The sequence below is a fragment of the Paracoccus sp. R86501 genome (genome assembly GCF_042466435.1).
Classification (GTDB): domain Bacteria; phylum Pseudomonadota; class Alphaproteobacteria; order Rhodobacterales; family Rhodobacteraceae; genus Paracoccus.
The window spans coordinates 128196-154561 of sequence record NZ_JAXHPZ010000002.1 but is presented as its reverse complement, the minus strand read 5'-3'; the positions used below and the strand labels follow the sequence as shown (position 1 = coordinate 154561).

Sequence of the window (26366 nt, the reverse complement as noted above, 5' to 3'; positions counted from 1 at the left end):
GACGATCGGGATCGCGATAGAGCCTCAGCGTTGCCTGCAGTGCCGCGATACGGATTTTGTCCAGACGCAGGGCACGCTTCAGCGGGTTCCTGTTGATCTGCGCAATCAGGTCGCGCCGCCCGACAATAAAGCCTGCCTGCGGACCGCCCAGCAGTTTGTCGCCCGAGAATGTAATCAGATCCGCGCCCTCGGCCACGGCTTCGGCGACGGTGGGTTCGCGGCGCAGCCCATAATGCGACAGATCGACCAGCGATCCGGCGCCAAGGTCGTTCATCACCACGACCCCGGCCTCGCGTCCGATCTGCGCCAGTTCGGTCGCGCCCACCTCGGCGGTGAAGCCCTCGATCCGATAGTTCGAGGTATGCACCTTGAGGATCAGCGCCGTCGTATCGGTGATGGCGTCACGATAGTCCCGGGGGTGGGTGCGGTTTGTGGTCCCGACCTCGACCAGACGGGTGCCTGCGCGGGACATGATGTCGGGCATGCGGAAGGCGCCGCCGATCTCGATCAGCTCGCCGCGCGACACGATCGAATCACGACCCTGTCCAAAGGTGTTCAAGGCGATCAGGACCGCAGCCGCATTATTGTTGACGATGGTCGCATCCTCGGCGCCCGTCAGTTCGCACAGGATGTCGCGCAGATGGTCATCGCGCTGCCCGCGCCCGCCGGTGGCCAGATCGAATTCCAACGCCAGCGGTGATGACATGGCGTCGGTTGCCGCAGCTATCGCTTCATCCGCCAGAATTGCGCGGCCAAGATTGGTGTGCAGCACCGTTCCCGTCAGGTTCAGGATCGGCCGCAAGTTCGTCTGCGCCATCCCTGCCAGATCGGCCGCAATCAGATGCGGCAGCCGCGCCGCCTGCACCGCACCGTCCGCGCCTTCCCTGATCGCGGCCCTTGCGGCGTCCAGCGCAGTACGGGCCGTCGCGGTCACCAGCTGGCGACCATGCGTGTCGATCAGTTGCAGCACACTGTCCGTCTGCAGCAGCTGATCGACCGAAGGAAGGGCGCGAAAGCCGTTCATCAATATCCGACCAGGAAGGGATTGAAGCCGCCGCGCGTCTTGTCGGTGTCCTTCATCATCAGGTCCAGCCCAAGGCTGGCGACATCGTCGGCGATGGGTTCAAGGCTGTGGTTCTTGTTCTGATACAGCACCTTGATCCAGCTGTCGCATTCCGAACAGACCTCGGCGCGGACGGTGGCCTCGATGGTCTCGACGCTGCGATAGCTGATGCCCTTGGTGGACCCACAGCACAGGCAGGTCAGACGAACCTCGTTCCATTGCGTCGTGCAGCACGAACAGGCGGCATAGCGCGCGCCATCCAGTACCCCGATCCCCACCACGCTTGATGTGGCGGGACGCCCGCCGCAGGACGGGCAGACGCCAGTGCGGATCGGCACCAGCTGATCGGCGGGCAAAGTCGCCGCAATCCGCGACAGATTCAGTTGAACCGCGGCGGCAACGAACAGATGCGCTGCGGCACTGTCATCGGGAATGCGGTCGGCTAGCACGTTTTCCAGCAACCAGTGACGGTCGGCCAAGGGTGCCGCCTTGACGGCCTGCAAGGCAATGCGCGCCTGTTCGGGCATCTCGATGTCAGCGGCCAGATCAAGCAGCCGGTCCAGCGTCGCATAAAGCCCGGCGTCGGTGGCCAGATCGGCGCGGTCGATGGGGGGCATACGGTTGGCGCGGGCGGTCTCGATCCGGTCAGCGGGCAGGGGATCGGCTGCCGGCAGTTCCGCCGCCAGCCGTGCCTGCACTGCCGTCAATGCACCAAGAAAGCGCAGGTAGGGGGCGACATTGCCGCCATGTTCGGCCAGAAATTCGAACCGTTCGGCCCGGGTCGCGAACAGTTTCGCGGGGTCCGGCAAAAAGGTCAGCGGCGCCTTGGGGACGCCGCCGATGGCCGAGGGATCGGGTTGGATCACAGTGTTCATTGTCTTCTCCGGGCCGACCGGCCACAGGGGGTCGGCGATGAAGCCTCGGCAGATTACTCTGCCGGGCCTTTTGTGTCGCGGCTGGCGATTTCGCGCAACCACTTCCGATGGTGACGCCATGCCCAGCCACCTGTGACGGTGCCGCGGGTCATCGCGCGCAGCGTGCCACGGGTCCAGACCGCCGCATAGACATGCAGGATGAAGACCAGCAAGATCGCCACAGCCGCCAAGGCATGCAGAACAACCGCGATGCGCCGCATCGGGATGCTGACCAGATGTCCGAAGAACTGCTGCCAGATCATCACGCCGGTGACGATCAACAACAGGATCAGACCGGTCATCGCCCAGAAGACGAACTTCTGCCCGGCGTTGTATTTGCCAAGTTCGGGCAGCTTGTCTTCGTTGCCTTTGACCACGTCGCCGATGCGGGTGGTCCAGGTCACATCCTCGGGCTTGGGTATGTTCAGACGCCACAGCTGCACGAACATCAGCAGGAAGCTGAAGAACAGCACCACACCGACAATCGGATGCAGCCAGCGCGTGATCTGCCCACCACCGAACAGGTTGGTCAGGAAATACAGCGACGGGTGGAACAGCGCCAGACCGGACACGGCCAGCACGATCAGCGTGGCGGCCGTGACCCAGTGGTTCAGGCGCGTAAAGCCGCGGTAACGGCTGACCGTCACCGGCGCCTTGCCATCGATGTGATCGCCGCGTTCGGAGTAGAAGGGACGTGGCGCCATCAGACATGACCTCCGTTTTCGGGATCGCGACGTTCGACCACCAGCGTTTCGGCGGCGTCATCGTCATGTTCGTCGGGGCGGTTGCCGCGGCTGAACAGCCCGTGCAGCGTCGCGCCAAGGGCGGCAAGCCCCACGACAGCCAGACCGGCGGTCTTGGTGACACCCTTCCAGCCTTCCACCAACGGGGAAATCCGCGGGTTTTCCGGAAGGTTGTTATAGATGCCCGGCTTGTCGGCATGATGCAGCACATACATGACATGCGTGCCGCCGACGCCCTGCGGATCGTAAAGCCCGGCGTTGTCATAGCCGCGCGATTTCAGATCCTCGATCCGGGTTTCGGCATGGGCCTTCATGTCTTCCTTGGTGCCGAAAACGATGGCCTGCGTCGGACATGCCTTGGCACAGGCCGGTCCCTGACCCACAGCCACACGGTCGGAACACAAGGTGCATTTATAGCTCTTGTGATCGACCTGGCTGATCCGCGGAATGTTGAACGGGCAGCCGGTGACGCAATAGCCGCAGCCGATGCAGTTGTCGTGGATGAAATCGACGATGCCGTTGGAATATTGCACGATCGCGCCGGGGGCCGGGCATGCCTTGAGGCAGCCCGGGTCTTCGCAATGCATGCAGCCGTCCTTGCGGATCAGCCATTCCAGATCGTCGGTCTCGGGGTTCTCCCATTCGCTGAAGCGCATCAGGGTGAACATGTTCGGGGTCAGATCGTGGGGGTTTTCATAGACCCCCACGTTCTCCTCGATCTCGGGCTTGGTGTCGTTCCACTCGATGCAGGCGGATTGGCAGGCCTTGCAGCCGATGCATTTGGACACATCGATCAGCTTGGCCAGCTTTTCCAGCTGACGGGTGGGTTGCGGCACGTCTTTGGTCGCCGAAATCCGGACGATGTCAGACGTATCGAAATACGCCTTCATCGGCTGGACGGGCGGGTTCGAGACCGCAGTGGTCGGTCCGGTGACAGTATCCTTCATGCGACCGGCTCCTCTGCTGCGGGTTCGATATTGACAAGGAACGCCTTGAATTCGGGCGTATCCGTGTTGGCGTCACCGACGAAGGGCGTCAGGCTGTTCGGCCCGAAACCTTTCTTGGCGGCCCCCATGAAGCCCCAATGCAGCGGGATGCCCACCACATGGACGGGCTTGCCGTCACAGATCAGCGGACGCAGGCGCTTGGTGACCACGGCTTTCGCCCAGACCTCGCCCCGTTTGCCCCAGACACGGACGCGACCGCCCTTCTTGATGCCACGTTCGGCGGCCAGTTCCTCGCTGATCTCCACAAAGAATTCGGGCTGCAGCGCGGCGTTCACCACGTTGTGCTTGGTCCAATAGTGGAAATGCTCGGTCAGGCGGTACGAGGTCGCCACAAAGGGGAACTCGTCGCTGGTGCCAAGGCGTGCCGCGTCGCTTTCGAAGATCCGCGCCACGGGATTGCCGCGCATCTTCGGGTTGAAGACGTTGGCCATGGGGCTTTCGAACGGCTCCATATGCGTCGGGAAAGGTCCGTCGCGCATCATGCCCCGGGTGAACAGGCGCGAGACGCCTTCCTGGTTCATGATGAAGGGGCCGACCTCGGACGGTTTCGCGGTGGGCGAAATGTCGGGCACGTCGTAACCCTCCCACTTCTCACCGGTCCACTCGATCAGCTTGCGCGTGGGATCCCACGGCTTGCCGTTCATGTCCGCCGAAGCGCGGTTGTACAGGATCCGCCGGTTGGCGGGCCAAGCGAACGACCAGTTCAGGAACATGCCGGTATCGTCGGGATCGGAGTTGTCCCGCCGCGCCATCATGTTGCCATCTTCGGTCCAGCTGCCGGAAAAGATCCAGCAACCCGCCATGGTCGAGCCGTCGTCGCGCAGCTGGCCAAAGCCGGAAAGCTGCTTGCCGGCCTCGGCCACCACCTTGGTATCGTCCTTGGGGTCGTAAACGGCAGACAGCGCCTTGCCGTTCATTTCCCGAGCCAGTTCCTCGGGGGTGGGCTCGTTCGGGTCTTCGTAATCCCAGGTCAGGTTCATGATGGCATCGGGGAAGGCACCGCCTTCTTCCTGATACAACTTGCGAACCCGCTGGAAGATCTGCGCCATGATCCAGGTGTCATGCTTGGCCTGACCCGGAGGCGTCGCCCCCGCCCAGTGCCACTGCAGCCAGCGACCCGAGTTGACCAGCGCGCCTTCGTCTTCGGCGAAACAGGTCGTGGGCAACTGGAACACCTGCGTCTGGATGGACGCGGTGTCGACGTCGTTGTGGATACCATGGTTCTGCCAGAAGTTGGCAGTTTCCGTTTCCAGCGGGTCCATGACGACCAGCGTCTTCAGCTGCGACAATGCCGTCGTGATCTTGCCCCGATGGGGGAAGGACAGCATCGGGTTGAAGCCCTGACAGAAGTACAGGTTCACCCGGCCTTGGTCCATCAGCTCGAACATGCGCAGGATGTCGTATGACGGCACGTCCAGCTTGGGCAGGTAATCGAACGCCCAATCGTTTTCCGCCGTCGCCGCGTCGCCCCACATCGCCTTCATGAAGCTGACCATGAACTTGGAATAGTTCTGCCAATAGCTGGTCTGGTTCGGCTGCAGTGGCTTGAAGTCCCGCGTGGACATATAGGTCTGCCAGTCGGGTTCCTTCTCGGTCGGGATGTTCAGATATCCCGGGATCAGGTTCGACATCAGGCCCAGATCGGTCAGGCCCTGGATGTTGGAATGCCCGCGAAGCGCGTTCATGCCGCCACCACGAACGCCGATATTGCCCAGGATCAGCTGAAGCATCGCCATGCCGCGGATGTTTTGGCCACCCTTGGAATGCTGTGTCCAGCCAAGCGCATACATCGACGTCATTGTCCGGTCGACCGCGCTGCATTCGCCGATCATCTCGCAGATGGTCAGGAACTTGTCGCGGGGGGTGCCGGTGATATTTTCGACGAATTCGGGCGTATAGACATCGACATGCTTCTTCAGCATCTGCCAGACGCAACGCGGGTTTTCCAGCGTCGGGTCGGTCAGCGCATAGCCGTCATCGCCAATCTGGTAATCCCAGCTGGACTTGTCGAAATCACGCTTTTCTTCGTCATAGCCAGTGAACAGGCCATCACTCCACCCGAAGTCTTCCCGGACAAGGAAGGCCGCGTTGGTAAAGTTCTTGACGTATTCCCACTGGACCTTGTCGTTTTCCATGCACCAGCGGATCGCGCCCATCAGGAACGCGATGTCACTGCCCGGACGGATCGGAGCATAGTAATCCGCGACCGAAGCGGTGCGGGTATAACGCGGGTCGACCACGATCAGCTTGGCACCACGATGTGCCTTTGCCTCGGTCACCCATTTGAAGCCGCACGGATGCGCCTCGGCGGCATTGCCGCCCATCACGACCACAAGGTCGGTATTCTTAATGTCGGTCCACGCGTTGGTCATCGCGCCACGGCCAAATGTTGGGCCCAAACTGGACACCGTAGGGCCGTGTCAGACGCGTGCCTGATTATCGAAGCCGACTATCCCCATGGAGCGGACCGTCTTGTAGGTCAGCCATGCGGTTTCATTGGTGGTTGCGGACGCGGCCAGGAAGCCTGCGGTCGTCCAGCGGTTGACGGTGACGCCCGCATCGTTCTTGGCGATGAAGTTCTCGTCCCGGTCGTCCTTGATCGCGCGCGCGATGCCGTCCAGCGCCTCGTCCCAGGAAATTTCCTCGAACTGGTCGGATCCGGCACGGCGGACGCGGGGCTGCGTCAGGCGCGTGGGCGCATGGACAAAGTCCTTCAGCGCGGCGCCCTTGGGGCACAGCGTTCCGCGGTTCGTCGGGTGATCGACGTCACCTTCGATATGCAGAAGTTCGGCTTTTTCGCCGGCCTTCACATCGCCCTTGGAATACATGATGATCCCGCAGGCAACCGAGCAGTAGGGGCAAGTGTTGCGTGTTTCCGTTGTCGTGGCCAGCTTGAAGGCGCGCACATGCGCGGCCTCGGCTGCCTCGGCCTCGCCGAAGCCCATGGCTCCGAGCGACGTTGCCGCAACCCCCGCACCCGCAAGCCTTAAAAAGCCGCGGCGCGAAAGGTCAATATTCATGGGACCCTCCATCTGCCTGTCGTAATTGATAGGTACTGCCATATTGTCCGCCCCGCTCGCGGCCAAGTCAAGGGGAGCTGACGCGCGCGTGAGCCTGTGAAACCTGCTGTTCACGATGTCTTGCGCGGGGGGTGTAGGGCTTGCTAGAAGGGCGGTGAAAAGCCAATGCGCCGGGTGCGCTTGGGCCGATGGGCTTGACCGCATGGCGGTGGCTTGACGACACGGTGCGCGACCCGGCCTGCGACTTGCGGGGTCCGCCGTTTTTCCCCGTGTTCCGCCATCTGCAGCCAAGGATCCCGCCCATGCCCCTTTCCCGTCTGACCACCCTGGCCGTCGCGGCCTGCCTGTCTTTTGCAGGCATCGCCCAGGCTCAGGACACCCTGTATTTTTCGGCCATCCCCGATGATGACGAAACCCGTCTGGCCGAACGTTTCGGCGCGGTCGCGGACTATTTGTCGCAGCAGCTGGATGTGCCGGTCGAGTTCGTGCCGGTGAAATCCTATCCCGCCGCCGTCACCGCCTTCCGCAACGATCAGGTGCAGCTGGCCTGGTTCGGCGGTCTGTCGGGCGTTCAGGCCCGTCTGTTGGTCCCCGATGCCCGCGCCATCGCGCAGGGCGAGGAAGACACCAGCTTCGTCACCTATTTCATCGCCAATACCGAAACCGGCCTGACCGAATCCGAGGACTTCCCCGAGGAAGCCCGCGGCATGTCGTTCACCTTCGGTGCCAAGACCTCGACCTCGGGCCGCCTGATGCCCGACTATCAGATCCGCGAACAGACCGGCGAAGCCCCCGAGGAATTCTTCGGTCGCGTCGGCTTCTCGGGCGATCATGCGCAGACGCTGCGACTGGTGGCATCGGGTGCGTGGCAGGTCGGGGCGCTGAATTTCACCGTCTATGATCAGGCCGTGACCGAAGGTGCCCCGGAAATCGAGACCGCCAAGATCATCTGGAAGACCCCGCCTTACCCCGATTACAACTGGACGATCCGCGGCGACGTCGATACCCGTTGGGGCGAAGGTTTCGCCGACAAGGTGCAGGCCGCGCTGATCGGCATGGACGATCCTGACCTGCTGGCCGCCTTCCCGCGCGCGTCCTTCGTGCCCGCCACCAATGATGATTACGCCCCGATCGAGCAGGTCGGACGCCAGCTGGACCTTCTGGAGTAATCGCTTGCAACTGCTGGACGGGGTCGATCTGGGCTATGACGGCGCGCCGGTGCTGCGTGACCTGCGCCTTGCCATCGCCCCCGGCCAGCGCGTCGCACTGCTGGGACGCAGCGGGTCGGGGAAATCGACCTTGCTGACCGCCCTGCGCGATGCTCTGCTGAAACGCGACCTGCGCGTCGCGCTGGTGCCGCAGGATCACGCGCTGGTCCCGCAACTGTCAGCGCTGCGCAATGTGCTGATGGGGCGGCTGGACGATCACGGGGCGCTGCGCAACCTACGCACCCTGATCCACCCGTCGCGGGTGGACCGGACCGCGGGCCTGTCGGATCTGGATCGCGTCGGCCTGACCGATCAGGCCGACCGCGCGGTCGAGACCCTGTCCGGCGGCCAGCAACAACGCGTGGCTCTGGCCCGTGCCTTCCATCGCGGCGGCGACGTCATCGTCGGGGACGAACCGCTCTCTGCCGTCGATCCGCGTCAGGCGCTGGCCTTGGCCGATCAGATCCACCACGCTTTCCCGACCGCTATTCTGGCCCTGCACGACGTGGCCATCGCCCGCGCCTTTGCCACCCGCATCATCGGGCTGAAGGATGGCGCGGTGCTGTTCGACCTGCCCGCCGATCAGCTGAACCCCGCCCGGACCGAGGCACTCTATGCCCGCTAGGTTGTCGCGCGGCGGTTTGGTCGCGGTCTTCGTCGCGCTGGCCGTGATCTGCCTGCCCTTTGCCGATCTGGCGACGGCAGGCCACGACCCATGGGCCGAATTGGGGCGCATGGCCCGCGGCTTCCTGTCGCCCGATTTCACCGCGGTCGAGCAGATCGGATGGGCCGTCGCGCTGACCGTCGCCTTTGCCGTGGCGGGCGTGGCGCTTGGTGGGTTGGCGGGGCTGGCGCTGGCCCCCTTCTATCGCCTGCGCCCCGTGCGCTGGCTGGCCATCGCCCTGCGGTCGGTCCACGAATTGTTCTGGGCCCTGCTGCTGTTGCAGGTCTTTGGCATCAGCGTGTGGTCGGGGCTGCTGGCCATCGCGCTGCCCTATGCCGGCATCTTCGCCAAGGTCCTCTCCGAGATCCTGGACGAGGCCGACCCCCGCCCGTCACGATGGCTGGGCCCGCGCGTTGACCCTTTGACGCGCTTTCTGTGGGCGCGGGCGCCCTTGGCGCGGCCTCAGATGGTCAGCTATGCGCTCTATCGGCTGGAATGCGGGCTGCGGTCCTCGGCGGTCCTGGGCTTCGTGGGGCTGCCGACGCTTGGCTATCAGTTGGACAGCTTCTTCAAGCTGGGAAACTATGGCGCGGCGGGCGCGGTGATGGCGATCTATGTCCTGCTGATCGCGACGGTGCGCCAATGGATGCGTCCGCGTCTGGCGCTTGCCTGGCTGGCGGCGGCGGTCGCGGTGCTGACGCAGGTCAGTTCGCCGCCGATGGGGCAGGGGGCGCTTTGGCGTTTCCTGACCCAGGACATCGTACCGGCCCCCTTGCGGGCGGGCGATCCTGCGGCGCTGTGGCCTTGGCTTCAGGATCTGCTCACGGGGTCCATCCTGCCGGGGCTGGGGGCGACGCTGGTCGTGGCGCAGCTGGCGCTGATCCTGGCGGGCGCGCTGGCCTTCGTGGGGCAGGCGCTGATCGTGCCGCGGATCAGTGGGCGCATCGGCGCGTGGCTGGGGCATCTGGTGCTGGTGCTGCTGCGGTCCTTCCCCGAATACATGCTGGCCTATCTGTTCCTGCAGGTCTTCGGGCCGTCGATGCTGCCCGCCATCCTGGCGCTTGGGCTGCACAACGGGGCGATCATCGGCCATCTTCTGGGACGTCAGGCCCGCATGCTGACCCTGCGCCCCGACGCACCGCGCGGCCTGACACTTTGGGGGTGGGAGGTCGTACCGCGCCTGTTCGGCAGCTTTGTCGCCCTGTGCCTGTACCGTTGGGAGATCATCATCCGCGAAAGCGCCATTCTGGGGCTGTTGGGGGTCGCCACGCTTGGCTTCTATCTGGACGACGCCATCGTTGCGCTGCGCATGGATCGCGCAGTCGTCATCCTTGTCGCCACCGCGCTGGTGACGATTGCGATCGATGCCCTGTCGCGGGGCATCCGCGCCCGCATCGGGGCGGGCGAATTGCAACGCAGGGATGCCTTGCCGGGCCGGTCGGCCCGGCAGGCAGGCCGAACCTAGACGTTGATGGGTGACGGGCCGCGCACCGCGCAGGCAAAGGCCAGGAACTTGCCATCGTCGTTCGAGACCAGATCGCCCATCGGGCGCGGCGTCCAGCCGAGGCGTGCCGCCATCCGCAAGAAGGCGGGCGGTCCCAGGAACAGGCAGTCGCTGGCGCCGACCGCATGCAGATGGGTGTTCGCGGCCTCGAGGATGCGTTCCGCCAGACCGGGCAGCGGCAGGGACGCAAAGCGCGTCAGCTCCCATGCGCCGGCATCGACGGGCGGTTCCTCGTGGCAGAGGTTGGTGGGCATGCCGGGCAGCAGGCCCAGATGCGCATCGCGGATCATATAGGAATAGACCACCTTGCCGGCACCGAACATCTTGTCGGTGCGCTTCAGCCTGGCACCGCCGACGGCCTGCCCGTCGCGATGCGCGATGACATAGACGGTGTCGAAGGTGTCATACTGCTCGAACTCGATGCCCTCGGCGTGGTGCAGCGGCCAGGCCATGCGGTCCACGAAGATCTGCTTGCGCAGCTTAAAGAAGCTGGTGACCAGATCGAACCGCGCCATGTCGCGCGGCAGGCAGATCAGTTCGACGGTGATGTCGTTGGCGGGGGTGCGTGTCATCTTCATGTCCCCCCTTACTGCCGGATGCCGTCGGGCAGCTTGGCCAGCCCCAGGAACTGGCGTCCGCCGGTCACCTTGTTGGGCAGCCACAATCCCCATGAGGTCACCTCGACCTGCAGGACGCCTTCTTCGGCATAGGCGTCGAAATAGGTCAGCATGGTTTCCACCATGTCACGGCTGAATTCGGCCGTGGCCAGCTTGGGTTCCTTGATATGTGCCATCATCGCATGTCTCCTGTTGGCGTGATTACCGCCGGGAGGGTGCGCTCCGAAGATGCATCTGTCTTGTAAAAACCGGACAACCTGCCTTTTCAGTATGTCCGAAAAGGCATATCCTGCAGGTCACGCAATATGGGCATGACATGCTGAACGATCTGATACCGAATTTCGACGACGAAATCGCCAAGATGCATGCGATGGCCCCAAGCGGCTGGATCATGGGGTTCAACCTGACTTATCGGGGGCCGGAACATCTGTACAACGCCTATCCCGATGCGTGGCGGAAGATCTATGAGGACCGCAATTACTTCTTCGGCGATCCCATTGCGATGTGGACCATGACCCATGACGGCGCCGCACGCTGGTCCGAAGTGCGCATCCCCGACCTGCGTGGCGTTATGTCGGCGGCCAAGAAGTTCCGGCTGAACCACGGGGTCGCAATTTCCCGCAAGGTGGCGGGCAAGCGGTCGTTCCTGACCCTGTCGCATCCCGAACGCGAATTCACCGACGATGAGATCGCGGGCTGTTCGGCCAAGTTCCACCTGTGGACGGACATGGTGCTGAACCGCGCCGCCCTGACCGCGGCCGAACTGGACGTGCTGCGCTGTTTCCGCGACGGGCAGGGACAGCAGGAAACCGCGACGCTGTTGGGCATCGCGGAATCCACCGTCAAGCAGCGCGCACTGAAGGCCTGCGCCAAGCTGGGGGCGAAAAGCCGGACCCAGGCCGTGGCGATCGCGGTGGCGCGCAATTATCTCTGAGCGGTGGCGATGGCTGGATAGGCGGCACAGAAACCGGCGTATGCATCATCGAAGGCCGCACGCAGTGCGGGGTCCGGCGCCACGCGGTCGGTGATCTGCGGCGGGGTCATCACCTGCGCCACATCGCCCGCCCCCGAGGCCACCATCGCCAGTCGCGCCGCCCCGAGCGCTGCGCCGAACTCGCCCCCGGCGGGCAGCTCCAGCGTCATGTCCAGCGCGGTGGCGATCACCTGCAACCAGTATCGTGACCGCGCACCGCCGCCGATGGCCATCAGGCTGTCGGGACGGGCGCCGGTGGCGCGCAGGGCCTCGAGGCTGTCGCGCAGACCTAAGGCCACCCCCTCCAGCACGGCACGGGTCATGTCGTTGCGGTCGGTGGCCAGCGCCAGACCGGTAAAGCTGCCGCGGATGGTCGGGTCGTTGTGCGGCGTGCGTTCGCCCGACAGATAGGGCAGGAAACGCACCGCCCCCGGTGCGCGCAGATCGCCCAGATCGGCGGTCAGTTCGGCAGGGGTCGCGCCGGTGATCCGCGACAGCCAGTTCAGGCAATCGGTCGCCGACAGCATGACGCCCATCTGGTACCAAGTGTCCGGCACCGCGTGACAAAAGCTGTGCAGCGCGGTTTCGGGCGCAGGCCGGTATCCGTCCCGCGCCATCAGCAACACCCCCGAGGTGCCAAGCGAGACGAAGCCCGCGCCCTCGGTCATGGCACCGATACCGCAGGCGGCGGCGGCATTATCGCCTGCGCCACCCGCCACGATGACGGTCCCGCGCAGGCCCCATTCGGCGGCCAGATCGGCGCGCAGGGTTCCGGCGGGGGCACAACCCTCGACCAGCCGGGGCATCTGATCGCGGGTCAGGCCGGTGCGTTGCAGCAGATCGTCGGACCAGTCCCGCGCGCCGGTGTCCAGCCATCCTGTGCCCGAGGCATCCGAAAGATCGCCAACATGATCGCCCGTCAGCCACAGGTTCAGATAGGCGGCAGGCAGCAGCACGCGCGCGGCCTTGGCCCGCAGGTCGGGTTCATGTTCGGCCATCCAGTCCAGCTTGGGGGCGGTGAAGCCCGGAAAGACGATATTGCCGGTCAGATCGCGAAATTCCGGCTGCGCGTCCAGCCGGGCGGCCTGCGCGTGACTGCGGGTGTCGTTCCACAGGATGCAGGGCCGCAGCACCGCATCATCCGCCCCCAATACCGTCGCGCCATGCATATGTCCCGCGACCGCGATGCCGCGCAGGTCCGTAAATTCTCGGTGGTTGTCGCGCAGGGTCGCAACCGCGTCTTGAAAGGCCGTCACCCAATCGGCGGGGTCCTGTTCGGACCATCCGGGGTGAGGATTGCTGGCACGGTAATGCTGTTCGGTCGCGCCGATAGGCTGGCCGTCGTCGCCGACCAGAAGCGCCCGCAGACCCGAAGTCCCCAGATCGATACCAAGATAGCTCATGTCGTCATTCCCCCCAGATCGACCCGTGCCCGTTTGTGGCGCAGCGCCAGACCCGCGTCAAATCCGGCGCGGGATATTTTCCGCGGGCGGGAAAAATCCGCATGGTTCAAGTGTCAGGAACTGGCATCGGTATGGGTCTGGCCCCGCGCCCGCATCTGGGCCGTCTGTTCGTCCATCAGCTCGCGCGCGCGCTTCAGATAGGCGGCGTTGTGCTGGGGCGGCACCTCGGGGTCGTGCAGGTCGGCCAGCTCGCGGATGGTGCGCTGATTGTGGGCGACAAAGCTGCGGGCGGTCAGTTCGGCCTGATCGCGGGGCACACCAAGCGCCTCATAGACGGAACGCCCCGCGCGCACCGCGCTGTCGAAGGTTTCGCGGATGACATCGCGACAGCCCGCCGCCCACAGTTCATAGACGTGGCTCTGATCGCGGGCGCGGGCGGTGATATGGACATGCGGATAGGTCTGGCGGACATAGCGCACCATCTCGGTCGTCTGATCGCGGTTGTCGATGGCGATGACCAGCACCGTCGCGGTTTCCAGCCCGGCGGCGCGCAGCAGATCGGGACGGGTGGCATCGCCATAGAAGGCACGGACCCCGAAGGCGCGCAGCATCTCAAGCTGAGCCGAGGAATGGTCCAGCACCGTCGTTTCATGCCCCGCGCTCAGCAGCATACGGTTGATGATACCGCCGAAACGCCCGTGACCGGCGATGATGATATGGCTGGGCGATGTGATCGTATCGGCATCGACAGGTTCCGCCGCGTGATACCGGGGCAGGATCACCCGGTCGTAAAGGATGAACAGCAGCGGCGTCAGCATCATCGACAGCGTCACGATCAGTGTCAGCCGCGGCGCGATATTGTCAGGCAGCACCGCGTTGGCCGTCGCGAAAGAGATCAGCACAAAGCCGAATTCCCCGGCTTGCGCCAGCCCAATGCCGAACAGCCAGCCCTGTTCGTCGCGCACCCCGAAGACCCGCGCAAGGGCCAGCAGCACACCCGCCTTGATGGCCATGACGCCAAGCGCCAGACCGACGATCATCAGCGGTTCGCTTGCCAGCAGCCCGAAGTCGATGGCCGCGCCGACGGTCATGAAGAACAGCCCCAGCAGCAGCCCCCGGAAGGGATCGATGTCGCTTTCCAGTTCATGGCGGTATTCGCTGTTGGCCAGCACCACCCCGGCCAGAAATGTCCCAAGCGCGGGCGACAGCCCCACCAGCGACATCAGCAGGGCCGTGCCGATCACGAAGGTCAGGGCGGCAGCGATGAAGATCTCGCGCAGGTTGGCCTGGGCAATGAAGCGGAAGACGGGTCGCGTCAGATAGGTGCCGCCCGCGATCACCAGCCCGATGGCCAGCAGCGTGACGATGCCGGTCTGCCAGCCCTGCAGCCCGTCGACCAGCGACATGCCGCCATCATGGGCATCCGTCTGATGGTGCGATCCGCCCGACATGGCCAGCAGGGGCAGGAAGGCCAGCATCGGAATGACGGCGATGTCCTGAAACAGCAGCACGGAAAACCCGGCCTGCCCGCCGTCGCTTTTCATCAGGCCCTTCTCGGTCAGGGTCTGCAGCACGATCGCGGTCGAGGACAGCGCAAAAATCAACCCGACCGCCACCGCCATTGGCCATGCCAGCCCAAGCGCCAGTGCGCCCGCCGCGATCAACCCGGCGCTGAGCGCGACCTGCAGCCCGCCCAGCCCCAGCAGGCGCATCCGCATGTCCCAGAGCAGCTTGGGCTCCAGTTCAAGACCCACAAGAAACAGCATCATCACCACGCCGAATTCCGCGAAATGCTGGATGGACAGCACATCGACCTTCAGCAGCGCCAGCACCGGGCTGAGGATGATCCCGGCGATCAGATAGCCTAGCACCGATCCCAGCCCAAGGCGTGATGCGATGGGCACGGACACGACACCCGCGATCAGGAACAGGAAAGCCAGCAGCAGGACATCGGTCATCGGTCAGTCCTTCGTCAATGGAAGCTGTCTTGCGACAATCGGGCAGGGCGGCGGGGATTGTCCACCCCCTTGCCGCGCCGCTGCCTGCGGGCACGCCGCCATGCGCCTGCCTGTTCGCCCAGCATCAGCATGGCGGGCGTGACGATCAGCGTCAGCACCGTCGCCACCATCAACCCGCCCGCGATGGCCGCGCTGAGTTCCGTCCACCACTGGGTCGAGGGCGCGCCATAGATGATCTCGCGGCGGAAGAAGTCGATGCTGACGCCGATCACCATCGGCATCAGCCCAAGCGCGGTCGTGACCGACGTCAGGATGACGGGCCGCAGGCGTTGCGCGCCGGTGCGCAGCGCGGCCTCCAGCGGGGGCATGCCCGACTTCTTGAGGTCGTTGTAGGTGTCAATCAGCACGATGTTGTTGTTCACCACGATGCCCGCCAGCGCGATGACCCCGATACCGCCCATAACGATGCCGAAGGGCCGCCCCGTGACCAACAGCCCCAGCAGGACGCCCGCCACCGAAAAGACGATGGCCGTCATGACCACGAAGGCCTGGAAGAAGCTGTTGAACTGCACGACCAGGATCACGATCATCATGCCGATGGCGGCGGCAAAGGCACCCGCCAGAAAGATCATCGCGTCCTGCTGATCCTCGGCCTCGCCCGCGAAGGACCAAGTGACGCCCTCGGGCAGATCCATCTGCGTCAGGGCCGATCGCAGCGCCACGATCTGGTCGTTGACCAGCAGACCCGGCGCGACATTGGCGGCGATGGTGGTCACACGACGTTCATCGACCCGCTTGATGGTGCCGCTGCGCGGGGCGGGGCTGAAGGTGACGAAATTGGTGACCGGCACCAGACCCGAGGTGGTCGGCACGCGCAGGCTCTCCAGTTCCGCCAGCGTGCGGTCGCCCGCCGGGAAACGGACGCGGATGTCAACCGTGCCCTCGGCATCGTCGGGGCGGTATTCGGCCACCGTGATGCCTTGGGTCAGCAGTTGCACCGCCTGTCCCAGCAGGGCGACATCGGCGCCGAAACGCGCGGCCTCGGACCGGTCCAGCGTAATGGCCCATTCGACGCCGGGCAGGGCGCGCGTGTCGGTGACGTCGGTAAAGCCGCCGATGCGGTCCATGCGGTCGCGGATGGCGGTGACCGCCTGCGCCTGCAGGTCACGGTCGCGGGCGGCGATTTCCAGACTGATCGGCTTGCCCGCCGCGGGACCATCCGCTTGGGTCTGGACCTGCACGTCGATGCCGGGGATCTGCGCCATGTCGCGGCGGATCTGGTCGGCGATCTGTTCGGCGGGGGGGCGGGTGTCCCATTCGGTCAATTCCAGCTGGATGGTGCCGATGACCTCCTTGTCGGCCTGCTGGCTGGACCCGCTGCGGGCATAGACGCTGTGGACGGCATCATAGGACAGCAAGCGGTCCTCGACCCGCCGGACCAGCGCATCCTTTTCATAGATCGAGAAATTGTCCCGCGCCCGCACCTCGACCTGCGCGAAATCCGGCTCGATCGAGGGGAAGAAGCTGATGCCGTTGCCGAACTGGCCATAGCCCAGGAACGCCGCGATCAGCAGCATGATCGAAAACAGCAGCGTCCGCCCGGGCCGCAGGATCGCCCATTCCAGCGCCCGGACATAGGCTCCCGCAGCCCCCGTCATGTCGCGCGGATCGCCGGTTTCGGCGGCGGCGATCTGACGCTTCTGGCGGGCCGATTGTGGCTGGCGGCGGCCGATGACGCCGCCGACGACCGGGATGAAGACCAGCGCCATGAACAGCGATGCCGTTAGCGTCAGGATCACCGTGATGGGCAGGAACTTCATGAATTCGCCCACCGTCCCCGACCAGAACAGCAGCGGAAAGAACACGCTGAGCGTCGTCGCGGTGGATGCGATGATCGGCCATGACATGCGCTTGGCGGCGCGGGCATAGGCGTCCTTGGGCGACAGGCCTTCGTGCAGCAGCCGGTCGGCCAGTTCCACGGTGACGATGGCGCCATCGACCAGCATGCCGACCACCAGGATCAGACTGAACAGCACGACGATGTTCATCGTCAGCCCCATGAAATAGAGCGCCGAGACCCCTGCCAGGAAGGCCCCCGGAATGGCCAGCCCCACCAGGATCGAGGATCGCAGTCCAAGTGCCCAGACAATCACGATCATCACCAGCAGCACCGCCGCGATGACGTTGGATTCCAGGTCGGACAGCATCGACTGGACCTGTTCGCTTTCGTCCTGCATGTCGTTGATGCGGACGCTGTCGGGCCAATCGGCCTGCGCCGCCTCGATCTCGGTGCGGATGGCGGCGACGGTCTCGATGATATTGGCACCGACGCGTTTCTTGATCTCCAATGCGAGCGCGGGCTGGCCGTTGATGCGCGCAAAACCTGACGGGTCCTCATAGGTGCGGCGCACGGTGGCCACGTCGGCAAAGGTCACGACCGTGTCGCCGCGCACCTTGACGGGCAGTTCCATCAGGTCGGTCAGATCCTCGATCAGGCCGGGGACCTTCAGCACGATGCGGCCCGCGCCGTTTTCGATGGCCCCCGCCGCGATCAGGCGGTTGTTGCGGTTGATCTGGCCGATCAGCTCGTCGAACGAGATGTCATAGGTCTCGAAGACGGTGGGGTCGATCAGCACCTCCAGCAGTTCGACCCGTTCCCCGCCGATATCGACCTCAAGGACGCCCTGAACCCCCTCCAGCCGGTCCTTCAGATCGTCGGCCAAGGCGTTCAGCGTGCGTTCGGGAACGGGGCCTGACAGGATGGTGGTCAGGATGGGAAAGAGCGCGGTGTTGATTTCCGTGACGACCGGATCGGTCGCATCCTCGGGCAGTTCGTTGCTGGCGCGGTCAACGGCCTCGCGGACCTTGTCCAATGCGGCATCGGCGTCGAAGCCCGGCTCGAATTCCAGTTGCACGCTGGCATAGCCTTCGGCGGCGGTGGCGGTCACGCCCTTCAGACCGGTCAGGGCCGACAGTTCGGTTTCCAGCGGTTCGACCAGCAGGCGTTCGGCGTCCTCGGGGGCGATGCCTTCCAGCGTGGTCGAGACATAGACGGTGGGGATCGGAATCTCGGGCGAGCTTTCCTTGGGGATCGCCACATAGGTTACGGCCCCGACCGTCAGGATCAGGGACAGCACCATGACCACCACGCGCGCGCGGTCGAAGGCGGCGTCGATCAACCCGTTCATTCTGCGGCCCCGGACTGATCCTCGGGGGTGGCGACGACGGGTTCGCCCGCGCCGACAAAGCCTTGGCCGATGGTGATGATGCGCGCCTCGTCGGGCAATCCGCTGACCCAGACACCGTCGGTCTGCGCCTGTTCCACCACGACCGGATGGAAGGCCACCGTGTCGTCGTCCTGAACCGTCTTGACGCCCAGCTGTCCGTCCGTCCCAAGCGACAGGATCGCCGGAGAGATAAAATGCGCCGACATCTGCCCCGTCGGGATCGCCACCGTCACCGACAACCCCGAGGCGATGTCGCCATCCGGGTTCGGCACGGCGATTTCGGCGCGGAAGGTGCGGGTCTGGGTCACGGCGTCCTTGCTGACATATTCGACGGTGCCTTCGATTTGCTGCCCGGTGATGAAGTTGACCGTGGCGCTGCTGCCTTCGCGGATGCGCGACAGGGCCTGCTGGGGCACCTGAATGACGATCTTCAAGGGGTCGATGTCCAGCATGGTGCCGACCTCGGTGCCGGCGGGGACATAGGCGCCCTCTTCAAGGTCCAGCGCGTCCAGCCTGCCGTCGAAGGGCGCGCGGATCACGGCGGCATCGACGCCTTCCTCGGCCTGCGCCAGTTCGGATTGCGCCCGCGCCAGCGCCGCCCGCGCCTGCGACACGCGATCCGTCGTCGCCACCCCCCGCGCCAGCAGCGTTTCGGCATTGTCGAAATCGCGCTGCGCGGCGGCCAGTTCCTGCTGGGCGCGGGCGAAGTCGGCCTCCTGTTCGCGGGTCCCCAGCCTTGCGATGATGTCGCCCTGCGCCAGGTATTGCCCGCGCCGGACCGACAGGACGGCCACGTCGCCGCCGATCTCGGCGCGCAGGACGGTCCGGCGGTCGGGTTGGGCCTGGCCCTCGGCGGTGAAGACCTGTGTGACGTCCTGCGCCTTGCTGTCGCGCACGGCGACGGTGATGGCCTTGACCGGCTCGACCGGGGTGTTGGCGTCTTGGGGCGGGGCGGGCAGGATATAGCCGCTGCCCATCCAGGCGATCAGCACCAGCGCCAGGATGCCCGCGACCCATTTGGACCGGGCCGCGCCGCGTTCATCCGCGAAATGCAGGGCGGCGGGGGAATGCGGATCGCGCAGTTCGTTCATCGGACACGTGGTTCCTGTGGCATGGGGGTCGGTCGTGCCACCTTGCGACATTCCGTCCTGCGGGCCAAGCGCACATGCGTTGCCCGTTCAATCCTTGCGCCAATAGGTCGCGTCGCAACGCCTTTGCAGGGAACGATGGCCCACCCTGTCGGTTGACCCCCGATGGCGAAAACCACAGGAAAGGCCCCGGCATGAGCGATCCGATCTTCTACGATACCTGGTTCGGGCTGTGGCGCGTTCTTGCCGTCGGCACCTTCGGCTATCTTGGTCTGGTGATCATGCTGCGGGTGTCGGGCAAACGCACCCTTAGCAAAATGAACGCCTTTGATCTGGTGGTGACAGTGGCGCTTGGGTCGATCCTGGCGACGGTGCTGCTTAGCGATAACGTCCCGCTGGCCGAAGGAATGCTGGCGCTGGCCCTGCTGATCGGGCTGCAATTCGTCATCACCAGCATCTCGGTTCGGTCCCAGAGGTTCCGTGACCTGATCAAATCCGAACCGACGCTGCTGGTGCATCGCGGTCAATATCTGGAAGACAGCATGCGGCGCCAACGCATCACCCCGGAAGAAATTCAGGCGGCTTTGCGTCAGGCCGGGCATGATGACGAAGCATCGGTGCAGTCCGTTGTTCTGGAAACCGACGGTTCGCTGTCGGTGGTGGCCTAGGCGTCGAAACGCGGCCAATCCGTCATCGGCCCGCGCCATGCCTCATAGGCGCGGGCGAGGGTCATGACGGCAACGTCATGAAAACGTGGTGCGATGATCTGCAACCCGATGGGAATGCCGGACGTTGACATGCCGCAGTTGATCGAGCAGGCAGGTTGTTCGCCCATGTTCCAAGGCACCGTAAAGCAGATGTGTTCGAAGGGCCGCGCGGGATCATTCGTGGGCGAGGCCCATTCCGCCGGATATGACACATCGGGATTGACCGGCGACAGGATGGCATCGACCTGCCGGAAGGCCTCGGCGGTGGCGCGGCGCATGGCGAAGGTCTGGTCAAAGCCCTCCGCGACCTGAAGCGGCGTTGGCTCGGCCCCCTTGGCCGCCCAGTCATGAATATAGGGCAGGATCTGCGCGCGTCTTTCCTTGGGCAAGGGCTGGATCATTGACCAAAAGCGCGCGCGCCATGCGCGATCCAGCCCGTCCAGCATCTGGCGCGTCAGCACTGGCGCGACGGGGATCACCGTCGCACCGTGCTGTTCGAACAGCATCGCCGCACGGGTCACAGCCTCGACCACCTCCGGATCGGCAGGATTGCCGCAACCCGCGTCCAGCATCAGCCCGATCCGCAAGCCGCGCACATCGGCGGGCGGCGCGTCCCAGTCCAGCGGCTGATAGGGCAGCGCCGTCGCGTCCCGCCAGTCGGGCCGCGTGATCGTCCCCATCAGCAGGGCCGCATCATCGACGGTTGGCGTCATCGGCCCCGCGCATCGTCCGGTATAATAGGGGTCGATCGGCACCCGCCCCTGCGTCGGCTTGAAGCCGAACAGCCCCGTCCAGCCCGCGGGCAGGCGCACCGAGCCCCCGATGTCGGTCCCGATATGCAGCGGCCCGTAACCCGCCGCCCCCGCCGAGGCCGCCCCCGCGCTGGACCCGCCGGGGTTCTGCGACAGATCCCACGGATTGCGCGACAGCGGGTGGAATGAGGACAGCCCCGACGACAGCATTCCGTAATCGGGGCAGGTGGTCTTGGCAAAGATGATGGCGCCGTCCTCGTTCAGGCGCGCGGCGGTGGGGGCATCCTGCGGCGCAGGCAGGGGATCGGTGGCGGCGGTGCCCATCGGCACCGGATCGCCCTTGGTGGCGATCAGTTCCTTTACGGTGACCGGCATGCCGTCTAACGGCCCCATCGGCGCGCCCTTGGCATAGCGTTCCTGCGCCGCACGGGCCTGCTGCAGAGCGCGTTCGGGGCGGAACAGGTACAGCGCGCCGACCTTGGGTTCGGATGCCTCGACCCTTGCGATCAGGGCCGTCATGTAGTTGACGGGCGACAGACTGCGGTTGCGGAAATCGGCCAGGATGCTGCGGGCCGGGCGATCCAGGATATGGGAGGTCTTGGCAGGGACGGGCATGGCGCGGACCTTCGTGTCGGGGTTGCTTCAGGTGGGGTGGCGGCGGGGCTTGCGACCGATCACGGCCAGACGCGGCTCGGCCGCCAGCAGGCGTCGGGTATAGTCATGGGCGGGGCTGTTCATGACCTGACGCATGGGGCCGGTCTCGACGATGCGGCCATCCTTCATGACGGCGACGCTGTCGCAGATTTCATCAACGACGCCCAGATTATGGGTGATGAACAGCACGGCGATGCCATGTTCGGCGCGCAGTTTCAGGATCAGGTCCAGGATCTGCCGCTGCACTGTCAGGTCCAGCGCCGAGGTCGCCTCATCCGCGACCAGCAGACGGGGGCGGGTGATCAGCGCCCGAGCGATGGCGATGCGCTGGCGCTGACCGCCGCTGAACTCATGCGGAAAGCGGTCCTGCGCGGCGGGCTCCAGCCCGACATCCTGCAGCAGGCTGCCGATCAGGTCGCGGCGGGCTGCCCCTTTGGGGGCGTCAGGATCCAGATGCAGCGGTTCGGCGATGATCCGACCGACGCGATGACGCGGGTCCAGCGAGCCATAGGGGTCCTGGAACACCATTTGGAAATCGCGCCGCGCCTTGCGCAGATCACGCGCCGAGATGGCAAAGATGTTGCGACCCGCGATGCGGACGCTGCCCGCCGACGGCCGGTCCAGCCCCATGACGATCCGCGCCAAAGTGGATTTGCCCGACCCCGATTCCCCGACGACCCCAAGGATGTGCCCGGCCTCCAGCGTCAGGGAAACCCCGTCCAGCGCCTTGACCACACCCTGACCCAGACCGAAATGCCGCGTCAGCCGATCGACCTGCAACAGGGGCCTCATGGCGCATCCCCCAAGGTTTCCCGCACCCGACGCGGCATCGCGTCCAGCAGGCTGCGGGTATAGTCGTGGCCGGGGCTGCGCAGAATGCGCTCGGTCGGGCCATGTTCGATCATCGTGCCGCGATACATGACCAGCGTGTCATCCGCGATCCGCGCGATCACCCCGGGATCATGCGAGATCAGCATCAACGCGATCCCCAGATCGGTCACCAGATCGTCCAGAATGTCCAGAATGCGCGCTTGAACGGTGACGTCCAGCGCGGTCGTCGGCTCATCCGCGATCAGCAGATCGGGTTTCATGGCCAGCGCCATGGCAATGCCGACACGCTGGCGTTGGCCGCCCGAAAGCTCGTGCGGAAAGCTGTCGATGCGCTCGGTCGCGCGGGCGATGCGGACCATCTGCATCAGCTCCAACGCGCGTTTGCGGGCGTCGCGGCGGGACATGCGCTGATGCAGGATCAACCCCTCGGCGATCTGCGCGCCGATGCGCATGGCGGGGTTCAGCGCGGTCATCGGTTCCTGAAAGATCATGCCGATGCGGTTGCCGCGCAGCCGGCACAGATCGCGTTCCGGCATCGTCAGGATGTCGCGCCCGTCGAAGCCGATGCGCCCCGTGGCCCGTGCGGTGCCGGGCAGCAACCCCATCACCGCCAGCGCCATCACCGATTTGCCCGATCCGGATTCGCCCACGACCCCAAGCGTGCGCCCCCGTGCCAGCGACAGGTCGATGCCATGCAGCACCTGTCGGGTGCCGAAGGTGACGCGCAGATCGCGGATGTCCAGCATCATGCGGGCTGCCCCCGTCTTGGATCGGTCAGGTCGCGCAACCCGTCACCCAACAGGTTCAGCCCCAGCACGGTGATCGCGATGGCCAGCCCCGGCGCCAGCACCAGATGGGGTGCGGTGCCAAGATAGGTCTGGCTTTCCGACAGCATCCGGCCCCAGCTGGGGGTGGGCGGCGACACGCCCATGCCCAGGAAGGACAGCCCCGCCTCGGACAGGATGCCAAGGCCGGTCTGGATGGCCAGCTGCACGATGATTTGCGGCAGGATGTTCGGCAGCACATGTTCCGCCGTGATGCGTGCGTCGGTCTTGCCTGCCATGCGGGCGGCGGCGATATAGTCCCGCGCCCAGATCTGGATGGCGGCCGCGCGGCTGATGCGGGCAAAGACCGGCACCATGAAGACGCCGATGGCGGTGATGGCCGTCACCGCGCCCGGCCCCAGCAGCGCACCCAGTAGGATGGCCGAGAGGATCGGCGGAAAGGCGAAGAGCACGCCGTTCAGAGACATTACCAGACGCTCGGTCCGGCCACCGCGGGCGGCGGCGGTCACCCCCAGCAGCGTGCCCAAGGCCCCGCCGATGGCCGTCGCCACCACCGCGATCCCAAGCGAGGTCCAGGCCCCCGCCATGATGATCGACAGCACGTCCCGTCCGATCTGGTCGGTCCCGAACCAATGCGCCGCGTTCGGTGCCTGCAGGCGGGCCATGATGTCCATGGCCGTCGGATCGGCGGGCGTCCAGATGCGGCTGACCAGCGCCGCCCCCGCCACCAAAACGGTGATCGCCCCGCCTAGGATCAGCGACAGGGGCCAGCGGCTCATGCCCGCCCCCTCAGCCGCGGGTCCAGCCGGGCATAGAGCGCATCGGTCCCCGCATTCACCGCCAGCACGATGACCGCGAACAGCAGGACGACGTTCTGCACCACGATCAGGTCGCGCTGCGACAGCGCCTGATAGGCCAGCGTGCCGATGCCGGGCAGGTTGAAGACGTTCTCTACCAGCACCGCGCCGGAAATCAGGAAGGGGATCTGAAGGCCCAGCATCGTCACCACCGGCAGCAGCGCGTTCGGCACGACATGCCGCCACAGCGCGCGGCGGTGCGACAGGCCCTTGGCGCGGGCGGTGCGGACGAAATCCTCGGATGCGATGTCAAGGACGGCGGCGCGGGTGACGCGGGTCAGGACCGCCGCCTGCGGGATGGCCAGCGCGATGGCGGGCAGAACCAGCGACCCGATTGCGCCGATCCCCGCATCGCCCCAGCCCGGAAAGCCGCCCGTCGGAAACCAGCGCAGCTTCAGCGCAAAGGCAAGGATCAGCAGCAGCCCGATCCAGAAGTTCGGCACCGCGATCCCCATCTGCGCAAAGACCGATGCCAGCCCGTCGCCCGCCCGACCCGGACGCGCCGCGGCCATCACCCCAAGCGGGACCGAGACCACGACAGCCAGCACCGTCGCCATCAGCGTCAGCGGCAGCGTGACCAGCATGCGCTCCGCGATCAGCCCCGCCACTGGCACGCCATAGGTATAGGACTGCCCCAGATCGCCCGTCACGACTCCGCCCAGCCAGGCCGCGTAGCGCACCATCAGCGGTCGATCCAACCCCAGCTGGATGCGCAGCGCAGCCAGCGTGTCGGCCTGCGCCGAGGTGCCCAGCATGATCTCGGCCGGATCGCCGGGGGCGGCCTCGATCAGCAGGAAGATCACCAGCGATGTGATCAGCAGCATCAGAAGCGCGGCTGCCAGCCTGCGCAATCGGGGTGGGATCATTGGCGGCTCACTTGGTCCAGCGGACGTCGGTCATGTCGTTTGCGGGCACCGGCCCGTTTTCCCAGACCCCCTCAAGACCCGCTTTCCAGACGCCCAGCTTGGGATAGGAAAACAGGAACAGCGCCGGCAGGTCGCGGGCCAGCATGTCTTGGGCGGCGCGATAGCCTTCCTGCCGCTCCGCATCGCTCGTCCCGGCGGCGATGGCGGCCATCTGGTCGCGGAAGGCCGGGTTGTCATAGTTGAAGTAATAGGGATCGCGGGCATAGATGCCGATGTCCAGGGGCTCGGCATGGCCGATGATGGTCATGTCGTAATTGGTGTCCTTGAACACATCCTGAATCCAGGCCGCCGGAAAATCCGAGGTCTGGATGTTCGCCGTCACCCCGATCTGCGCGAAGAAGGCCTGCATGATCTGGGCCGAGCGTTGGGCGTAATCGCGGTTCGGCACCTTGAAGTCAAAGCTGAAACCATCGCCGTGCCCTGCCTCGGCCAGCAGGGTGCGCGCCTTGTCGGGGTCATAGGGGAACAGGTCCGTCAGGTCCTGATACAGCGGATTGGCGGGCGAAAAATGCGTGCCGATGGGGGTGCCTTCGCCTGCGCTGACGGCTTCGACCAGGCTGGGGCGGTCGATGGCCATCATCAGCGCCTGCCGCACGCGCAGATCGTCGAAGGGCGGGCGGGCGTTGTTCATGCCGGCCACGACCTCCATCTCGCCTGCGCCTGCGACGGCGGTGAAGCCCAGATCGTCGGTGAATTGCGCGAAAAGCTCGGGCGCACTCAGGTCGCCGACGATATCCACCTGACCCGATTGCAGCGCCGCCGCCTGCGCCTGCGCATCACCGATGAAGCGGGCGGTCACGCCGGAAACCTCAGGGGCCTCGCCCCAATAGCCGTCCCATGCCGACATGATGACCCGGTCGCCCTTGCGCCATTCGTCGACCTTGAAGGGACCGGTGCCCACGGGGCTGGTGCCATTGGTATCGGCCGAGGACGGCTCGACCATGACGGCGGCGGGATAGCCCAGCCAATAGAGCAGATCGGCATTGCGACCCGACAGCTTCAGGACCAGCGTCTGCGGATCGGGGGCCTGCACGTCCGCGATGGCGGTGTAATTGGCCTTCTGGCCGTTGGTCGATCCCTCGGATAGGATGCGGTCGATGGCGAACTTGGCGATGGCGCTGTCGAAGGGGGTGCCGTTCTGAAAGGTGACGCCCTCGCGCAGTGTGAAGCGATAGGTCAGCCCATCGTCCGAGACGGTCCATTCGGTCGCCAGCTGCGGCACGATCTCTCCGTCGCGGTCGATGGCGACCAGGCCTTCGAAGACGTTCTGCCAGGTAACCTGTCCCGCCGCCACGGGTGACGACACGGTCGGGTCAAGGCCCTGAGGTTCGACCGATTGGGCGAATGTCACGCCTTTGGCATTCTGCGCCAAACCCGCCGTGCCGGTCGCCAGCAGGACGGCCAAACAGCCGCCGGCCAGCGAAATAAGGTGTCTGGTCATCATCTTGTCCCCGTCCATGGATGC

Annotated in this window: 22 protein-coding genes; 5 read left to right on the top strand and 17 right to left on the bottom strand. The window is 65.3% G+C overall.

Going from position 1 to position 26366, the window contains the following annotated elements:
• The 5 genes from selA to fdnG form a co-directional block, all read right to left on the bottom strand.
• A partial coding sequence (selA, locus tag SJY40_RS15665) for an L-seryl-tRNA(Sec) selenium transferase (RefSeq protein WP_378948871.1) occupies window positions 1–1024 on the bottom strand: 1024 nt, incomplete at its 3' end.
• On the bottom strand, window positions 1024–1938 hold the full coding sequence (fdhE, locus tag SJY40_RS15660; RefSeq protein ID WP_378948868.1) for a formate dehydrogenase accessory protein FdhE: 915 nt from the start codon (window positions 1936–1938) through the stop codon (window positions 1024–1026). The genes selA and fdhE, both read right to left, overlap by 1 nt.
• Window positions 1939–1991: 53 nt before the next feature.
• A complete protein-coding gene (locus SJY40_RS15655; RefSeq protein WP_378948865.1) occupies window positions 1992–2681 on the bottom strand; it encodes a formate dehydrogenase subunit gamma in 690 nt (229 codons plus the stop codon).
• Window positions 2681–3667, bottom strand: coding sequence for a formate dehydrogenase subunit beta (gene fdxH / locus SJY40_RS15650; protein ID WP_378948862.1), 987 nt, complete (start codon window positions 3665–3667; stop codon window positions 2681–2683). Before fdxH ends, SJY40_RS15655 begins: the two co-directional genes overlap by 1 nt.
• Window positions 3664–6747 carry a formate dehydrogenase-N subunit alpha gene (gene fdnG / locus SJY40_RS15645; RefSeq protein WP_378948859.1) on the bottom strand — a complete coding sequence of 1028 codons (3084 nt, stop codon included), beginning with the start codon at window positions 6745–6747 and terminating at the stop codon, window positions 3664–3666. The genes fdxH and fdnG overlap by 4 nt, the downstream gene beginning before the upstream one ends.
• A gap of 302 nt (window positions 6748–7049) precedes the next feature.
• Between fdnG and SJY40_RS15640 the strand changes: the two genes are divergently transcribed.
• Genes SJY40_RS15640 through SJY40_RS15630 form a run of 3 tightly spaced genes read left to right on the top strand, consistent with a single transcriptional unit; the run spans window position 7050 to window position 10084 of the window.
• Window positions 7050–7916: a putative selenate ABC transporter substrate-binding protein gene (locus SJY40_RS15640; protein WP_378948856.1), complete on the top strand. Its 867-nt coding sequence runs from the start codon at window positions 7050–7052 to the stop codon at window positions 7914–7916.
• 4 nt (window positions 7917–7920) lie between these two features.
• Window positions 7921–8580 (top strand): ATP-binding cassette domain-containing protein, encoded by a 660-nt coding sequence (locus SJY40_RS15635; RefSeq protein ID WP_378948853.1) that lies wholly within the window; start codon window positions 7921–7923, stop codon window positions 8578–8580.
• Window positions 8570–10084, top strand: coding sequence for a PhnE/PtxC family ABC transporter permease (locus SJY40_RS15630; RefSeq protein WP_378948850.1), 1515 nt, complete (start codon window positions 8570–8572; stop codon window positions 10082–10084). Before SJY40_RS15635 ends, SJY40_RS15630 begins: the two co-directional genes overlap by 11 nt.
• Here SJY40_RS15630 and SJY40_RS15625 read toward each other — a convergent pair.
• On the bottom strand, window positions 10081–10701 hold the full coding sequence (locus SJY40_RS15625; protein WP_378948847.1) for an acyl-homoserine-lactone synthase: 621 nt from the start codon (window positions 10699–10701) through the stop codon (window positions 10081–10083). The two genes, SJY40_RS15630 and SJY40_RS15625, sit on opposite strands and share 4 nt — an antisense overlap.
• Before the next feature lie 8 nt (window positions 10702–10709).
• The gene (locus SJY40_RS15620) at window positions 10710–10916 is read right to left on the bottom strand and encodes a hypothetical protein (protein ID WP_162799045.1); all 207 of its coding nucleotides are present in this window, start codon (window positions 10914–10916) and stop codon (window positions 10710–10712) included.
• Window positions 10917–11056: 140 nt separating this feature from the next.
• On the opposite strand from SJY40_RS15620, the gene SJY40_RS15615 reads away from it, so the two are divergent.
• Window positions 11057–11674 carry an autoinducer binding domain-containing protein gene (locus SJY40_RS15615; RefSeq protein ID WP_378948843.1) on the top strand — a complete coding sequence of 206 codons (618 nt, stop codon included), beginning with the start codon at window positions 11057–11059 and terminating at the stop codon, window positions 11672–11674.
• On the opposite strand, the gene xylB is transcribed toward SJY40_RS15615, so the two are convergent.
• The 4 genes from xylB to SJY40_RS15595 form a co-directional block, all read right to left on the bottom strand.
• A complete protein-coding gene (gene xylB / locus SJY40_RS15610; RefSeq protein ID WP_378948840.1) occupies window positions 11665–13116 on the bottom strand; it encodes a xylulokinase in 1452 nt (483 codons plus the stop codon). The two genes, SJY40_RS15615 and xylB, sit on opposite strands and share 10 nt — an antisense overlap.
• 113 nt (window positions 13117–13229) lie before the next feature.
• Window positions 13230–15074, bottom strand: coding sequence for a monovalent cation:proton antiporter-2 (CPA2) family protein (locus tag SJY40_RS15605; RefSeq protein ID WP_378948837.1), 1845 nt, complete (start codon window positions 15072–15074; stop codon window positions 13230–13232).
• A gap of 14 nt (window positions 15075–15088) precedes the next feature.
• Window positions 15089–18262, bottom strand: a complete 3174-nt coding sequence (locus SJY40_RS15600) for an efflux RND transporter permease subunit (protein WP_378948834.1) — start codon at window positions 18260–18262, stop codon at window positions 15089–15091.
• A complete protein-coding gene (locus SJY40_RS15595; RefSeq protein WP_378948831.1) occupies window positions 18259–19392 on the bottom strand; it encodes an efflux RND transporter periplasmic adaptor subunit in 1134 nt (377 codons plus the stop codon). Before SJY40_RS15595 ends, SJY40_RS15600 begins: the two co-directional genes overlap by 4 nt.
• Before the next feature lie 191 nt (window positions 19393–19583).
• On the opposite strand from SJY40_RS15595, the gene SJY40_RS15590 reads away from it, so the two are divergent.
• Window positions 19584–20057 carry a DUF421 domain-containing protein gene (locus tag SJY40_RS15590; RefSeq protein ID WP_378948828.1) on the top strand — a complete coding sequence of 158 codons (474 nt, stop codon included), beginning with the start codon at window positions 19584–19586 and terminating at the stop codon, window positions 20055–20057.
• Here SJY40_RS15590 and SJY40_RS15585 read toward each other — a convergent pair.
• Genes SJY40_RS15585 through SJY40_RS15560 form a run of 6 tightly spaced genes read right to left on the bottom strand, consistent with a single transcriptional unit; the run spans window position 20054 to window position 26342 of the window.
• Window positions 20054–21463, bottom strand: coding sequence for an amidase (locus SJY40_RS15585; protein WP_378948825.1), 1410 nt, complete (start codon window positions 21461–21463; stop codon window positions 20054–20056). The two genes, SJY40_RS15590 and SJY40_RS15585, sit on opposite strands and share 4 nt — an antisense overlap.
• Before the next feature lie 27 nt (window positions 21464–21490).
• Window positions 21491–22294 (bottom strand): ATP-binding cassette domain-containing protein, encoded by an 804-nt coding sequence (locus SJY40_RS15580; RefSeq protein ID WP_378948822.1) that lies wholly within the window; start codon window positions 22292–22294, stop codon window positions 21491–21493.
• Window positions 22291–23082, bottom strand: coding sequence for an ATP-binding cassette domain-containing protein (locus SJY40_RS15575; RefSeq protein WP_378948819.1), 792 nt, complete (start codon window positions 23080–23082; stop codon window positions 22291–22293). The genes SJY40_RS15580 and SJY40_RS15575 overlap by 4 nt, the downstream gene beginning before the upstream one ends.
• A complete protein-coding gene (locus SJY40_RS15570; RefSeq protein WP_378948816.1) occupies window positions 23079–23897 on the bottom strand; it encodes an ABC transporter permease in 819 nt (272 codons plus the stop codon). Before SJY40_RS15570 ends, SJY40_RS15575 begins: the two co-directional genes overlap by 4 nt.
• The gene (locus tag SJY40_RS15565; RefSeq protein ID WP_378948813.1) at window positions 23894–24841 is read right to left on the bottom strand and encodes an ABC transporter permease; all 948 of its coding nucleotides are present in this window, start codon (window positions 24839–24841) and stop codon (window positions 23894–23896) included. The genes SJY40_RS15570 and SJY40_RS15565 overlap by 4 nt, the downstream gene beginning before the upstream one ends.
• Before the next feature lie 7 nt (window positions 24842–24848).
• On the bottom strand, window positions 24849–26342 hold the full coding sequence (locus SJY40_RS15560) for an ABC transporter substrate-binding protein (RefSeq protein ID WP_378948810.1): 1494 nt from the start codon (window positions 26340–26342) through the stop codon (window positions 24849–24851).
• Window positions 26343–26366 lie beyond the last annotated feature (24 nt).

Bases quoted from the DNA above. Each gene is read 5' to 3' on its own strand.
- SJY40_RS15640 (WP_378948856.1), top strand. From the start codon at position 7,050: ATGCCCCTTTCCCGTCTGACCACCCTGGCCGTCGCGGCCTGCCTGTCT.
- SJY40_RS15605 (WP_378948837.1), bottom strand. From the start codon at position 15,074: ATGACCGATGTCCTGCTGCTGGCTTTCCTGTTCCTGATCGCGGGTGTC.
- SJY40_RS15655 (WP_378948865.1), bottom strand. From the start codon at position 2,681: ATGGCGCCACGTCCCTTCTACTCCGAACGCGGCGATCACATCGATGGC.
- SJY40_RS15565 (WP_378948813.1), bottom strand. From the start codon at position 24,841: ATGATCCCACCCCGATTGCGCAGGCTGGCAGCCGCGCTTCTGATGCTG.
- SJY40_RS15625 (WP_378948847.1), bottom strand. From the start codon at position 10,701: ATGAAGATGACACGCACCCCCGCCAACGACATCACCGTCGAACTGATC.
- SJY40_RS15585 (WP_378948825.1), bottom strand. From the start codon at position 21,463: ATGCCCGTCCCTGCCAAGACCTCCCATATCCTGGATCGCCCGGCCCGC.
- SJY40_RS15630 (WP_378948850.1), top strand. From the start codon at position 8,570: ATGCCCGCTAGGTTGTCGCGCGGCGGTTTGGTCGCGGTCTTCGTCGCG.
- SJY40_RS15560 (WP_378948810.1), bottom strand. From the start codon at position 26,342: ATGACCAGACACCTTATTTCGCTGGCCGGCGGCTGTTTGGCCGTCCTG.
- SJY40_RS15580 (WP_378948822.1), bottom strand. From the start codon at position 22,294: ATGAGGCCCCTGTTGCAGGTCGATCGGCTGACGCGGCATTTCGGTCTG.
- xylB (WP_378948840.1), bottom strand. From the start codon at position 13,116: ATGAGCTATCTTGGTATCGATCTGGGGACTTCGGGTCTGCGGGCGCTT.
- SJY40_RS15570 (WP_378948816.1), bottom strand. From the start codon at position 23,897: ATGAGCCGCTGGCCCCTGTCGCTGATCCTAGGCGGGGCGATCACCGTT.
- SJY40_RS15575 (WP_378948819.1), bottom strand. From the start codon at position 23,082: ATGATGCTGGACATCCGCGATCTGCGCGTCACCTTCGGCACCCGACAG.
- SJY40_RS15615 (WP_378948843.1), top strand. From the start codon at position 11,057: ATGCTGAACGATCTGATACCGAATTTCGACGACGAAATCGCCAAGATG.
- SJY40_RS15595 (WP_378948831.1), bottom strand. From the start codon at position 19,392: ATGAACGAACTGCGCGATCCGCATTCCCCCGCCGCCCTGCATTTCGCG.
- SJY40_RS15590 (WP_378948828.1), top strand. From the start codon at position 19,584: ATGAGCGATCCGATCTTCTACGATACCTGGTTCGGGCTGTGGCGCGTT.
- SJY40_RS15600 (WP_378948834.1), bottom strand. From the start codon at position 18,262: ATGAACGGGTTGATCGACGCCGCCTTCGACCGCGCGCGCGTGGTGGTC.
- fdxH (WP_378948862.1), bottom strand. From the start codon at position 3,667: ATGAAGGATACTGTCACCGGACCGACCACTGCGGTCTCGAACCCGCCC.
- SJY40_RS15620 (WP_162799045.1), bottom strand. From the start codon at position 10,916: ATGGCACATATCAAGGAACCCAAGCTGGCCACGGCCGAATTCAGCCGT.
- fdhE (WP_378948868.1), bottom strand. From the start codon at position 1,938: ATGAACACTGTGATCCAACCCGATCCCTCGGCCATCGGCGGCGTCCCC.